The 13,698-nt window shown below is 43.2% G+C and carries 13 protein-coding genes; 7 read left to right on the forward strand and 6 right to left on the reverse strand.

Annotated elements, in window-relative coordinates; translation table 11 throughout:
• The first annotated feature begins 243 nt into the window (after window positions 1-243).
• On the forward strand, window positions 244-2,025 hold the full coding sequence (locus NI466_RS09930) for an acyl-CoA dehydrogenase C-terminal domain-containing protein (RefSeq protein ID WP_004647498.1): 1,782 nt from the start codon (window positions 244-246) through the stop codon (window positions 2,023-2,025).
• 62 nt (window positions 2,026-2,087) lie between these two features.
• On the opposite strand, the gene NI466_RS09935 is transcribed toward NI466_RS09930, so the two are convergent.
• Entirely contained in the window at window positions 2,088-2,294 is a 207-nt protein-coding gene (locus NI466_RS09935) for a hypothetical protein (RefSeq protein WP_004278311.1), read from the reverse strand.
• A 174-nt stretch (window positions 2,295-2,468) separates the two neighbouring features.
• On the opposite strand from NI466_RS09935, the gene NI466_RS09940 reads away from it, so the two are divergent.
• On the forward strand, window positions 2,469-2,966 hold the full coding sequence (locus NI466_RS09940) for a phosphate-starvation-inducible protein PsiE (protein WP_004647497.1): 498 nt from the start codon (window positions 2,469-2,471) through the stop codon (window positions 2,964-2,966).
• 196 nt (window positions 2,967-3,162) lie between these two features.
• Here the strand turns inward: NI466_RS09940 and NI466_RS09945 are convergent, their stop codons facing one another.
• A complete protein-coding gene (locus NI466_RS09945) occupies window positions 3,163-3,615 on the reverse strand; it encodes an RcnB family protein (RefSeq protein WP_253173457.1) in 453 nt (150 codons plus the stop codon).
• Between the two features lie 179 nt (window positions 3,616-3,794).
• On the opposite strand from NI466_RS09945, the gene NI466_RS09950 reads away from it, so the two are divergent.
• The gene (locus NI466_RS09950; protein ID WP_004278314.1) at window positions 3,795-4,253 is read left to right on the forward strand and encodes a hypothetical protein; all 459 of its coding nucleotides are present in this window, start codon (window positions 3,795-3,797) and stop codon (window positions 4,251-4,253) included.
• An 85-nt stretch (window positions 4,254-4,338) separates the two neighbouring features.
• On the opposite strand, the gene NI466_RS09955 is transcribed toward NI466_RS09950, so the two are convergent.
• Both NI466_RS09955 and znuD read right to left on the reverse strand, forming a co-directional pair.
• A complete protein-coding gene (locus NI466_RS09955; protein ID WP_253173458.1) occupies window positions 4,339-5,802 on the reverse strand; it encodes a phospholipase D-like domain-containing protein in 1,464 nt (487 codons plus the stop codon).
• A 106-nt stretch (window positions 5,803-5,908) separates the two neighbouring features.
• Entirely contained in the window at window positions 5,909-8,023 is a 2,115-nt protein-coding gene (znuD, locus tag NI466_RS09960) for a zinc piracy TonB-dependent receptor ZnuD (RefSeq protein WP_222110527.1), read from the reverse strand.
• A 140-nt stretch (window positions 8,024-8,163) separates the two neighbouring features.
• Between znuD and NI466_RS09965 the strand changes: the two genes are divergently transcribed.
• From NI466_RS09965 to NI466_RS09980, 4 genes are all read left to right on the forward strand, one after another.
• The gene (locus NI466_RS09965; protein WP_004647491.1) at window positions 8,164-8,928 is read left to right on the forward strand and encodes a DUF4184 family protein; all 765 of its coding nucleotides are present in this window, start codon (window positions 8,164-8,166) and stop codon (window positions 8,926-8,928) included.
• Window positions 8,929-9,090: 162 nt separating this feature from the next.
• On the forward strand, window positions 9,091-10,875 hold the full coding sequence (gene aspS, locus NI466_RS09970) for an aspartate--tRNA ligase (RefSeq protein ID WP_005103279.1): 1,785 nt from the start codon (window positions 9,091-9,093) through the stop codon (window positions 10,873-10,875).
• A 114-nt stretch (window positions 10,876-10,989) separates the two neighbouring features.
• On the forward strand, window positions 10,990-11,211 hold the full coding sequence (locus tag NI466_RS09975) for a hypothetical protein (protein WP_004278319.1): 222 nt from the start codon (window positions 10,990-10,992) through the stop codon (window positions 11,209-11,211).
• 18 nt (window positions 11,212-11,229) lie between these two features.
• Window positions 11,230-12,099: a lysophospholipid acyltransferase family protein gene (locus NI466_RS09980; protein ID WP_253173459.1), complete on the forward strand. Its 870-nt coding sequence runs from the start codon at window positions 11,230-11,232 to the stop codon at window positions 12,097-12,099.
• Here NI466_RS09980 and rffA read toward each other — a convergent pair.
• Together rffA and NI466_RS09990 are read right to left on the reverse strand one after the other, a co-directional pair.
• Window positions 12,056-13,213 carry a dTDP-4-amino-4,6-dideoxygalactose transaminase gene (gene rffA / locus NI466_RS09985; protein ID WP_253173460.1) on the reverse strand — a complete coding sequence of 386 codons (1,158 nt, stop codon included), beginning with the start codon at window positions 13,211-13,213 and terminating at the stop codon, window positions 12,056-12,058. The two genes, NI466_RS09980 and rffA, sit on opposite strands and share 44 nt — an antisense overlap.
• A gap of 39 nt (window positions 13,214-13,252) precedes the next feature.
• The gene (locus NI466_RS09990) at window positions 13,253-13,690 is read right to left on the reverse strand and encodes a MaoC family dehydratase (protein WP_253173461.1); all 438 of its coding nucleotides are present in this window, start codon (window positions 13,688-13,690) and stop codon (window positions 13,253-13,255) included.
• Between the last annotated feature and the right edge of the window lie 8 nt (window positions 13,691-13,698).

The raw sequence follows: 13,698 nt of genomic DNA on the forward strand, positions 1-13,698 counted from the left end.
GCCACACGCTATGATAAATTGGCTCAAAACTTCTTATCAGCGATCTACTTGGCTTCAACAATCATCTGGCTTAATTGATGACACGCCCTAGCTACATCACAGAAAAAGGACGGTCAATCAACAGGCAGTCCTTTTTCTTTATAAAGAGTTACAGAATTAACCTTTAGTCGTCTAACATTCAGATTTTGAGTGTTTTAGACTGATTAAAACTCATTTAATCAAACAATAAACAGGTGACACACCATGCCAATTTATAACGCGCCACTTGCCGATATGAAATTCATCCTGAACGATGTCTTCAATGCAGAACAGTTCTGGCAGGCCAATGAAAATCTAGCGCATCTGGATGCTGCGACAGCAGAAGCGATTCTTGAAGAAATGGCAAAATTTTCGCAAAACGTCACGCTTCCACTGAACCGCACAGGTGATGAAGAAGGCGCAAAAATTGAAAATGGCAATGTGACCACACCTGCTGGCTTTAAAGAAGCATTCAAACAATATGCAGAAGGCGGCTGGATTGGTCTGGGCGCAGATATGGAATGGGGCGGCCAGGAAATGCCGAAAATGCTGACAGTACTTTCTGATGAAATGCTGTTCGCGACCAACCCGTCTTTTATGCTGTATCCACTGCTTTCTGTTGGTGCAGGCATGGCGTTGAATAGCTATGCTTCACAAGCACAAAAAGAAACCTATTTACCTAAAATTTATTCGGGTGAATGGTCAGGCACCATGTGCTTAACTGAACCACATGCCGGTACTGATCTGGGTATTATCAAGACCAAAGCTGAACGTAACGAAGACGGCACTTATAGCATCAGCGGCACCAAGATTTTCATCACTGGCGGTGACCATGACCTGGCGGAAAACATCATTCATTTAGTTCTGGCAAAAACCCCAGATGCGCCTGCCGGCTCTCGTGGTATTTCCCTCTTCATCGTACCGAAATTCCTGGTGAATGAAGATGGTTCTATTGGCGAACGTAACCCGGTCGGCCCAGGTTCAATCGAACACAAGATGGGAATCAAGGCATCAGCAACCTGTGTAATGAACTTTGACGGTGCGAAAGGTTACCTCGTTGGTAAAGAAAATGAAGGTCTCGCTGCAATGTTCGTGATGATGAACTATGAACGTCTGTCGATGGGTATCCAAGGCCTAGGTGCTTCTGAATTCGCTTATCAAAACGCTGCGCAATATGCGACAGACCGTTTACAGGGTCGCAGCGCGGCTGGCGTTCAATCACCAAACAAACCTGCGGACAGTATTCTGGTGCATGGTGATGTACGCCGTATGCTGCTGAATGTACGTGCCAATAATGAAGCTTCACGTGCATTCGCCGTGTATGTAGGTCAACAGTTGGATATCACCAAATTCTCGACTGATCCTGAAGCGGTGAAAAAAGCCAATGACCGTGTTGCGCTATTAACACCAATCGCGAAAGCGTATTTAACGGATACCGCATTCCAGGCGACATTAGATGCACAAATGGTCTTCGGTGGTCATGGCTATATCCGTGAATGGGGCTTGGAGCAATGTATCCGTGACCTGCGTATTTCCCAGATCTATGAAGGCACCAACGGCGTACAGTCACAAGATTTGATCGGCCGTAAAACCATTAAATGTGGCGGCGAATATATCTCTGAATATATCTCTGAAATCCGTGACTTTGCCAATAGTCTGGATGCAGACCTGAACTTCATTAAAGATGCCACACTGGATGCAGCGACTGAAGTTGAATCAGTGACTCAGTATATTCTGGAAGCAGCAAGAGAAAGTCATGACTTTCCGAATGCGACCGCAGTCGACTATCTGCACGCTGTAGGTCTGTTGAGTTTCTCTTATATGTTTGCGCGCATTGCCAATGCAGCGAAAAATAAAGAAGGTGAGTTCTATCAAAATAAACTCGCTCTGGCACGTTATTTTGTACAACGCATTCTGCCTGAACTGGCATTACGCATTACTAAAGTGAAATCAGGTTCTGACGTCATCATGAACTTCTCTGAAGATTATTTCACGACTCAAGCTTAAGCTGAAAATCTGCAATAAAAAACGCCTGCATCAGCAGGCGTTTTTTTATGAAAATGCAACAATTAAACTTTTTGAATCAGTAAGGTATCCGGCTGATTATTGCTCTTCGGATTCAGATGTTTATTCACAATTTTGATATTCCCCTCTGACTCTAAAGACTCGCAGAGTTCCACCACCTTTTGCATATCTTCAGCCTTAATGCCTACGCCGAGGATTAATTTTTTTCCGGCTTCTAATTGGCTAATTTTTGTTTGAATTTTATCTAACACTTTTTTCTCCTATTTATTCAATGTTACTACCCATACAATATAGCAATTTAGTCTAAAAAAAGCGCAAAAGTTCAAATAATTTAATCTTTATTTTTCATTCAATCATTCTGTGCATGATCTTTGCACGTTATTCTGCAACTATCTTTATTTCACATGAAAAATCAGGAGGATAATATGTCTAAATCACGTCCGAAAATTGAAAAATTTGAAGCCCTCCTCGACCGTCTTGGCAATCTTGCTGTAGAAAGCTTTCATTATATTGCGCTGTTTATTATTGGCTGTATGGTGATCTGGTCCGCTGGCCATACCGTCATTGACATTCTGACCGTGAAACAGTTCGCCACCATTGACGACATTCTTCTGTTGTTTATTTATCTGGAACTTGGTGCCATGGTCGGCATCTATTTCAAAACCAACCATATGCCAGTACGTTTCCTGATTTATATTGCCATTACTGCACTGACCCGTTTGCTGATTGCAGATATTCAACACACGCATAAAGCCAGCATGGATCTGGTGATTATTACCGGTTCGATTCTGATTCTGGCCTTTGCGATATTAGTGGTGCGCTATGCCTCATGGACTTATCCATCCGTGATTCGTGACAAACATAGTGAAAAGCCATTACCCCTTGGCAAAACACCACGCCCAGAAGATGATGAATTGGCATAGTCTTTTAAGCCCCTTTCTTTTGCACTTCAGCTTAAAGTAATACTTAAGCCTCATTTAGGGTTTAGGGAGATTTATCTCAAGCAACCTCTCCCTTGCGTAGCAGTGCTACTCATCTCCTCACAGGAGAGGGAACCATCTTGGTCTTTTGAGTTATTTAAGCCTATAACTGAATTATCCGTTCAGAATTTAGAGCAGTTTAACGATTGGGCACCAGCACATAGCGTCCATTTTCATAAATCCAGTAGCTACCACGCGGTGGTGCTGGTAACCCTAAACGCTGCCAATCGGTAATCACTGTATATCTGGAACTTTCTATCCGGGCGACATTCGGATCACCATTCACCCAGCTATAACTATTGGAATTTTGATAAATCGTGGTCGGTGCCTGATACTGGATATTGAGGCCACTCTGGCTGTGTGCAGGCGGAGACCCCCACTGGGTTGGCCGTTGTGGATGATGTGGGCGGGGTGGCACCGGACGTGACGGATAAGCGTGCCGTGGTGGATCATAAGCTCGCGGTGCAGCGCGGTAATTGGGTTTGGAGCGTTCAACACCTGTATAGCCGCCCCAGGCATTGTCGGCCATGCTCTGTGCAGAAGCTCCGAATAGCAATGAAGTCAATATTGCACTCGATAGTACGATTCTCATTTGAGCTTCCTCCGAATAATCTGCTCATATTTTAAACAAAATAGATGCAGAAAATATGGATAAGCTCGTTGGAGCTGCAATTTTTTGTAATGCACTTGCCTATTTTCAATCTGACAGGCGCGTCGGCAGGCTGCTGCTTTATGCTAAAATTGCTTTTTTAATGTTTCGAGTTGAATACTGTGTCTGATTTAAATTTCGATCGTTTACATGAATATTTTTCTAAAGTGCCGAGTGTTCAGAAAGAACGGATTGATAGCTATGGTTCAGATGGTAAACAGGCATGGTGGTTTAAGTTTCAGATCAATGTAGATCATCCGCTGGCTTGGCAAACTGTGCAAGAGCTGGGTCATGTCCTGAACTATATTTCTAAAAATGAACGTCTCCCAACTCAGTTCCTTCCAGTTTCGCCACCGCCATATATGAATGGTGTAGCCAAAGATTTCCTGTCTTGGGTAATCCAGTGTAATCACGCCGATTTCCCGCCAGATGTGGTTTGTGACTGGTTAGAAGCGCGTCTACCAAATCCAGTCGATGATGAAGCGCAATGGAAAATTAAAACAGATATTTCTGAGCTGGATCAATTAACGGATAAAGAGCTGGATCAGTTGGTTCCGCCGAATCCAGAATCAAAAAGCTGATAATAAAAAATCTCCCTAAATCCCTCTTTTTCAAAGAGGGACTTTCCTCCCTTTTAAAAAAGGGGGGGTCAGGAGGGATTTAAAATCAAAACGTCGACCAGCCGCTCCATTCCATAAAACGATACAGCCAATATTTAAAGAACGAGTTTTCTGCATATTGCGTGTAGTCCACACTCATAGAACGGCCATTCAGATTTGACCATGCCCCCTCAAAATATTGCTGGGCCTCCCTGAAAACTTCAGCCTGAGGTTGACCGACCACGCGCATATTGGTTTCCAGATTATAGTTTTTCAAATTGCGCACCGTAAAATTGGCCGAGCCTAAAATCATTTCAGCTTGCTGAGCGCTGCGCTTCATCAGGATCTTGCTATGGCATTGCTCGCCTTGAGTACGACACCAGCGCACCTCGATACCCGCTTCGTGCAATTCTGAAGCCACCTGCCGGTTTGGAATTCCATTCTTTTCACGGCCAAAAGCATCTTTATTTGGGTCGAGTAAAATCCGGACTTTGACACCACGCTCATGGGCCGCTATCAGACTTTTGATAATTTTTCGCTCAGACAGATAAAACATTGCCAGATCAATCTGTTCACTGGCTTTCGCGGTCTGAATCAGATTCAGAATCGCATCATAAATGGCTTTTTCAGTCAGCACCTGAGCTTGTGGCTGGCTACTGTCTGCCTGAAAATCCCCAGCGACAATGGCTGGCATATTCGCTTGTGACATCATGCCCACAGACAGTTCTGTTTTCAAAATATCCACAGCTGTGCTCCCCCAGACCAATAAACCAATATTGGAATGCCGTGAACTGCCATCATGCGGATTCATGGATGTGACCAGTGCTTTCCAGCCTTGATCGGTATCCACCACCATAGTTTTGCGATGATTGGCTTTAAAGTTAAACAAATCAAAATAACTGCGCAGGGTAATTTTTTCTGTTCCAAATGGATTCGGCAACCAGCCTGTTTCCGGATTATTGCCAATGCCTTGGCAACAGATATACCAGAAGCCGGACCAGCTTGGATTGGAAGCCCGCAACGGCGTCAGATTGGTTTCAATCACATCAATACCGTGCTGACGTAATTCCCGATACTGCTCGGATCTAATTCCACCATAGACCGAATTGATCGGATCGGTAATAAATTTGATTTCTACCTCAGGCTGCAGCAGACGTTTACTGATTAAAGCATCGCTCAGTTGTTGACTCAATGCCTGATGCTGCTGCGTAGATGCACCGGTTTGCTGATTAAATAAAAACATATCCAGCACAATCAGCGATTTGGCCTCTTCAATCATTTTCAGCATTTCATTAAAAATGCGATGATCTAAATGCTGTTTTCCTTCGGCATCCAGATAAGTCTGATCGGCCAGAAACTTGACTTCGGCATGACGCAGTTTGCCCGTGTAATTCAGACCTTCCGGCAAAGGCTTATACGTGTGGTAGATTGCCGAAGCCAAATAACCCACAGCCAGCATACTAATGATCAAAGTCGCATAACGGCGATTCGACCAGTTCAATTTATTGTGAATTCGTTGAAAGATACGCATAAGAAAAAACCTAACCCAATATACTCAGGCTAGGTTTTATCTTATGATTTTTCAAGTAGATTTCAGTGAGATCTAGATGATTTGGTCGATTATTTCAGTAGACCTGTTAGAAATCATACTGCACGCCGACAGTAAAGTTGCGACCCACCTGCGGAATATTAGACAGGAATGAAGTATGTGAATACACCTGATCATCGAGCAGGTTATTGGCCTTGAAATAAACTCGATAAGCATTGTTATCTGCAATGCTATTGGCATAACTCAGGCCAACATTCACCATATTGTAGCCTTGGGTTTCATCTTCATAGCTGGCGATCTTGTCCTGATTAAAGACATGATAATACTCAGCCAAACCTGACCAGCCATCGGCAAAGTCTGCTTCTACTTTGGTGCCTAAGCGACCTGCAGGTACACGTGGTGCATTCTCAGCTTCAATCTTGCCACGCACATAGTCCCCAAAGACGCTGACTTTATACATATCATTGATCTGATAACCGGCTTGTGCTTCTGTACCATAAAATCTAGCTTTGTCTTGGGTATATTGCACGCCACGTAAATTACCTTTCTGCGCTACCGTTTCGCCATAGATATAATCATCAAACCAGTTGTGATAGACATGCACATGGTAATCCAGTTTATCCCCTTCATAATGCAGACCTAACTCGAGATTATTTGAAGTTTCTTTATCGAGATCAGGATTACCGAGTTCATAGGTATTGGTCGCAAAATGCAAGCCATCAGCATAGAGTTCTTGAGCTAAAGGCAAACGCTGCTGATGAGATCCCACCACAGAAAGTTTGTAGTTCGGTGCAAATTCCCAGTTGGCAGCAGCGGATGCAGAGACACCAGTCCCCGAATAATCTTTCTGATCCGAATCTACTTTCACTTTTTGATGATCGACACGCGCACCAAGTTCAACATGCACATCGCCAAGTTGCTTATGTTCTAAAGCAAAAAGACTGAATTTGTCAGTTTTTGTGTCCGGCATCACGACACCTGAACCATGAACATGATGTTCTTCATCGTCCTCATCGCCATCTTCATGATGGTCATGGTCTGATGCGGCAAGATTAATTTTTTGCTGTGAAATCTGGGTTCCAATCACCCCTTCCCAGCCTGCAACTGGCACGTGAACTAACTCTAAACGGCCGTCATAACCTTTGCTTTTAAAGTTACTGATGACTTCACTTTCTTCAAGTTCATCGTGTTCATAATCAGTAATGCTGGCATGTGCACGTAATTTTTCAATACCGGCAAAAGGCTGTTCCAGTTCGGTGCGTACTTCATAGCGTTCAGATTTTAAATCTACCCATGGTCCACCATGCTCTTCATGGGCTGATGCATCTGGGTCAGGTGTTGGACAACCATGAAAATGATCACCATGTAAAACACAACCATGATATTCATGACTATGACCTGGCAAACCATACTGATCCTGACGGTTACTATAAGACAAACCAACAAAACCACGATCATGAATCCATGATCCGCCAATATTGACCGTTTGCCCTTCAGCAAAAGTATTGCCCACACGACGTTCTTTTTCTAATTCGTCATCATGCTCATGAAAATAATCAGGTGCAATATAATCATTGGCGTTACGCTTTGAGCCTTCTACACGCAAAGCAAAGTTTTCACCAATACCCGCTGTTACACCAGCACTTGCCAGTTTTTCATCACTGCCGCTGTTATAACGCAGGCCGACTGTACCTTCCAAACCATCTTCAGGCATTTGAGTTGGGATTTTTTGATCAGTGACATTCACCAACCCACCAACTGTACCGGCACCATAAAGCAAGGTCGATGGACCGCGAATCACTTCGACCTGTTTCGCCAGAATCGGATCAACGGTGACAGCATGGTCAGGAGACAAAGTGGACACATCCGCTGTTTCAGACGCATGCTGCAACACTTTCACACGTGGACCATCTTGACCCCGAATCACCGGACGGCTTGAGCCTGAACCATATTGATTAGAATAAACACCAAGCTCATCTGCCAAGGCATCACCAATGGTGGGGGCGCGTTCAGACAGTGCTTTCTGATCCACGAAATGATCTGCAACTGCAAAATCTGCTGCAGTCTGCACCAATGGATGAGCTTGCACCTGAATCGTGTCCATGGTCTGAACCGGGATAGAAGATGAGGATTGCTCTGCAAATACTGTAGGTGCAACTACAGCAAAAATTGACAATGTTATTAGATTCTTAGGAAAGGACATGACCGAAGCTCAAATTCAGTAATCTGGGTGAATGTTATAATATAACATTTCATTGTTTTTGCAATCCTTTACGATACTCAGTGTTATATTTTATTAGAATGTCCTTTGAATATTTTTGATTACATTAAAACATTATCTTTATGCCCTTTACCTTGTCGCATGCTGTGCTTGCTCCACCTATTTCATATTTGACTGGGAATAGACTTCCTGTTGCTGCGCTGGCGATTGGCTGTATGGTGCCCGATTTATATCGTCTCTTTACTTCGAGTAATTCAAATATCACGCATTTATGGTCTTCGCTGATACATCCTGACCTGTGGATCGGACTTATTTTCTGCATGATCTGGTATGGTCTATATCGCCCAGCTATTTACCGTTTCATCGGTATTCAGCATGATTTAAAGATTCACAATATCCTTGCAGCACTAAAATTCATCCTGGTGATGTGTCTGGCAGTCATCATTGGTACAGCCACCCATTTAATCTGGGATGGACTAACGCATGTCGACTTTCGAACTTTTGCCTTTCATAACGTCTTAGCCCAACATTTTCAGTTGCTTGGACAAAGTTATCCGCTGCACCGAATTTTACAGATTGGCACCTCAGTGATTGTCTTGCCTCTTATCCTGTGGATGAGCCTGCATTACTATAAAACTCATCAGCAATATCTTGCAGTCAGTGTGAAAATCAAATCCTTTGCCTGGGGCTTATTGCTCTTTTCTATATTTACCGGCCTATTTTCTGTCTGGGATTATGCGCGCTATATTTCTACGGAAGTCTGGCAATCAGACCTCTATTATTTTACTGGTCGCTCGATCAATGAATTTAGCCAAGGCTTTCTGATCACCTTCAGTCTGGGCTGTTTACTGTTTTTATTTTTAGACAGAGAGCACAGGATGGATTAAACAAAGCACTGGCTTTGCGCCTATTCACTTTAAAATGATATTGTTTTTGACCCAAGTTCTTGTGACAACATGCCCAAAGAGGCATAATCCTACCTTTACTCAAAGCGGTACGCTGTTTACGTATTCGCTGACCTTAACCCATATAGTTGGATTTCTAACGCTATGATGCGAACTCATTACTGCGGTTCTTTAACCGAAGCTCAAATTGACCAAACCGTAACATTATGCGGTTGGGTACACCGTCGCCGTGACCACGGTGGTGTAATCTTCCTTGACATGCGTGACCGTGATGGTCTTGTTCAAGTGGTTATTGACCCAGATACTCCTGAAGCATTCGCAACTGCTGATAAAGTACGTTCAGAATTTGTATTAAAAATTACAGGCCGTGTGCGTCGCCGTTATGAAGGCACAGAAAATGCCAATATGGTGAGCGGTCAAATCGAAGTCTTGGGTAAAGAAATTGAAGTTCTTGCTCAGTCTGAAACTCCGCCATTCCCTTTGAATGACGAAAACACCAATATTTCTGAAGAAATTCGTTTGAAATACCGTTTCCTGGACATCCGTCGTCCAGAAATGCTAGATCGTTTACGTTTTCGTTCTAAATTAACCAACCTGATTCGTAACTACTTCGAAGACAATGGCTTCCTAGACGTTGAAACTCCGATCTTAACTCGTGCAACGCCTGAAGGTGCGCGTGACTATTTAGTGCCAAGCCGCGTATCTAACGGTAGCTTCTACGCACTTCCACAATCGCCACAGCTATTCAAACAGTTGTTGATGGTCGGCGGTATTGATCGTTACTACCAAATCGCGAAATGTTTCCGTGATGAAGACTTACGTGCTGACCGTCAGCCTGAATTCACCCAAATCGACGTTGAAACATCGTTCATGAGTGACGATGACATTATGGATTTAATGGAAACTTTAACCGTGAAGATGTTCAAAGAACTTCTAAACGTAGAGTTTGATAAATTCCCACGCATGACCTACAACGATGCAATGCGTGACTATGCATCTGACAAACCAGATATGCGTATTCCTTTGAAACTGGTTGACGTTGCAGACTTAATGCAAGACGTTGAGTTCAAAGTATTCGCAGGCCCTGCTAAAGATCCTAAAGGTCGTATCGTTGCGCTTCGCGTACCGGGTGCTGGTTCACTTCCACGTAGCGCGATTGATGAATACACCAAATTTGTAGGCATTTACGGTGCACGCGGTTTGGCTTACATCAAAGTCAACGAACTTGAAAAAGGTATCGAAGGTCTTCAATCTCCAATAGTGAAATTCATCGAGCCAATCGTGCTTGATCTATTGAAACGTGTTGGCGCTGAAAATGGCGACATCGTATTCTTCGGTGCAGACAAAGCGAAAGTTGTTAACGATGCAATGGGCGCGCTTCGTGTGAAGATCGGTCATGACCTTAAATTATCAACTTGTGAGTGGGCGCCACTTTGGGTTGTTGATTTCCCAATGTTCGAAGAAACTGATGATGGCAAATGGACCTCTGTTCACCACCCATTCACGCTGCCAAAATCTAGCGTTGAAGAAGTGAAGAACAATCCAGGTGCTGCTCTGTCTGTGGCTTACGATATGGTATTGAACGGTACTGAAATCGGTGGTGGTTCACTGCGTATTCATAACCTTGAAATGCAAAAAGCGATCTTTGAAGCACTTGGTATTGGTGAAGAAGAAGCAGAAGAGAAATTCAGCTTCTTGCTTAATGCTTTACGTTACGGTGCTCCTCCGCATGGTGGTTTGGCATTTGGTCTTGACCGTCTTGTGATGCTCATGACTGGCGGTGCTTCTATTCGTGACGTAATTGCATTCCCGAAAACCAAAACTGCTGAATGTCCGTTAACGCAAGCACCTGCTCCAGTTGAATCAAATCAACTGCGTGACCTTGGTATTCGCTTACGTGAAAAACCAAAAGCTGAATCTCAAGAATAATTCTTGAAGTATTAAGTGAAAAAGCTCTGCCTCGTGTGGGGCTTTTTTGTGTGATTGAGTCGTATCTGGAACAGTGGCATAATAGCCACAGTTTTTAATCTAAGGTAATTAGCAATGGCTATGCGTCCTGCAGTTCGTAATCGCAGCATTATGCTTATTGTATTTTCAGTGGTTCAATGGCTGTTCATGCGCTATATCCTTGCCAACAATCTGTTCAACCTCGATACCAATGATCGTATTGTGTATTTTTGCCTGAGCAGTATTTTAGGTGCCCTGCTGATTTTTGTAGGTTTGATTTATATGGTGCTGAAGGGCAATCCGGACAAAGACCTATAATCTGACCATCTGGATACCATGTACACCCTACTCAAAAATTTCTCTAAGCTTCCACTAAGATTCATTCAAAATCTTGCGCAACTGGCTGGATCGCTTTTGTATCTCAGCCATTCTTCTGCACGCCGAGTGACCGAGATTAATCTGGCCTCTGCTTATCCTGAACTTTCTGAATCTGAACGGGCTGACTTGACTAAACGCAGCCTGAAAAGTCAGTGCATGACGTATGCGGAATCAGTCAAGATTTGGGGATCATCTTCTGAATATGCACTGTCTTTAATTCGAGATGTGCAGGGTGAAGATATTTTCCTGCAAGCTCTGCAAAATCCTCATGGCTGTTTGGCGGTGGTGCCTCATTTTGGTACTTGGGAGCTATTGAATGTCTGGGTCAATCAACACACTTCTCCTGTGATTATGTATAAGCCCAGCAAGAATCAAGATGTTGACCGCTTTATGCTTGAAGCTCGGCAACGCCTGAATGCAACACTGGTCCCTACAGATGATTCTGGGGTACGTGCTGTGTTTAAGCATTTAAAACAGAGTGGTTTTTCTGCAATTTTGCCGGATCATGTTCCTAAAGAATCTGGTGGAATCTATTCTTATTTTTATGGTCAAAATGCGCTGTCCTCTACGCTTCTTTCCAAACTGGCAGCCAAAACACAATGTTCAGTCGTAGGTTTAAGCTGTCTCAGACGTGATGATTTATCCGGTTATGATATTGTTGTGACCCAACTTTCTGACGATATTTCGTCGAAAGACCTACAGCTTTCTGTTGATACTTTAAATAAAGAAATGGAGCGCATGATTAATGTCGCTCCAGAACAGTATTTGTGGGGGTATAAACGGTTTAGGAAATTAAAACCACCTCACACCATTTATCAAAAAAATTGATAATTGTATTCACAATGTAATCTATTTCATCATTTGAAATACCATACCAAAGGGGTAAGCGGATTAACTTCTCACTCTCTTGTGTGGTAAATTGGTCTTTGCCCACGAAGCGACAATGCTGCACACCAAAAGGTGAAGAATGCAAAGGCACATAGTGAAACACAGCACCAATCTCATGCTGTTTTAACATCTCAAGTAGAGCCGTACGCTGTGCTAAATCTGCCACTTTAATATAGAACATATGAGCATTGTGCACGCGATCTGTTGGAATGTGCGGGCAAATAAGATGACCTTTGGCCTCAAGAGGAGCCAATTGATGCGCATAACGCTGCCAGCTATTTAGACGATTTTCATTAATTAAATCCGCATTTTCCAATTGCCCCCATAAATATGCACACTGTAATTCACTGGGTAAATAGCTACTACCGACATCAGTCCATGTGTATTTATCTACCATACCGCGGAAGAACTGACTGCGATTGGTGCCTTTTTCACGAATAATTTCAGCACGCTCAATAAAACGTGCATCATTAATAATTAATAATCCACCCTCACCACCGCTGGTGTAGTTTTTGGTTTCATGAAAGCTGTACGCACCCAAATGGCCAATCGTACCGAGCATCTTACCTTTAAATGTAGACATCATGCCCTGTGCGGCATCTTCAATCACAAACAATTGATATTGCTCAGCCAATTTCATGATTTTATCCATATCACAACCAACCCCAGCATAGTGTACAGGCACAATGGCTTTGGTTTTGTCAGTGATTGCCGCTTCAATCAAATCTGCATTGATATTCATGGTAGCTGGATCAATATCTACAAAGACAATTTTGGCGCCACGCAATACGAAGGCATTTGCTGTACTCACAAACGTATAGCTCGGCATGATAATTTCATCACCTGCTTGTACGTCAATCAACAACGCTGCCATTTCCAAGGCATGGGTGCATGACGGTGTCAGTAAGGTTTTTGCTACCCCCAAGGTCTCAACAAACCAATCCTGACAACGATGCCCAAATGCACCATCACCCGAAATTTTGCCTGATCCCAAAACATCTAAAATATGCTGTTTTTCTGAGCCGACAAAGGGCGGTTTATTAAATGGAATCATAAAATTATATTATTCACTCTGAACGATTAGATAAATCCATCAATGAAAAATAGGATGTTGAATAACAGCTTCGCCTGTTAACACTTTTTTCATTAGATGATTAAATATTTCTGTGGAAACGACCGCTCGCTTCCTTTGCAGATTGACCTCTTTAACGGTGATCTTGGCCTGATAACGCTCACCGGCAAACACTGGCGCTAAAAACTTCATGGATTGGCTCAAATAGATCGTGCCAATGCCTGGATATTGCGTACCAAAAATACGAGAAAATATACTGCCCACTAAAAATCCATGCACAATCGGCTTTTTAAAGACGGTCTCTCTGGCATAGGCTTCATCAATATGAATCGGGTTATTGTCCCCAGATAATTCAGCGAAGCTCACCACTTCGGCTTGCGAGAACTCAAAGGCATAGGTCAATTGATAGTCTGCTGAATTTTGAGGACATTCATTGGTTTCACACAAAGAAAAATACATATGAATCT

Source organism: Acinetobacter lwoffii, assembly GCF_024129595.1.
Lineage (GTDB): Bacteria > Pseudomonadota > Gammaproteobacteria > Pseudomonadales > Moraxellaceae > Acinetobacter > Acinetobacter lwoffii_O.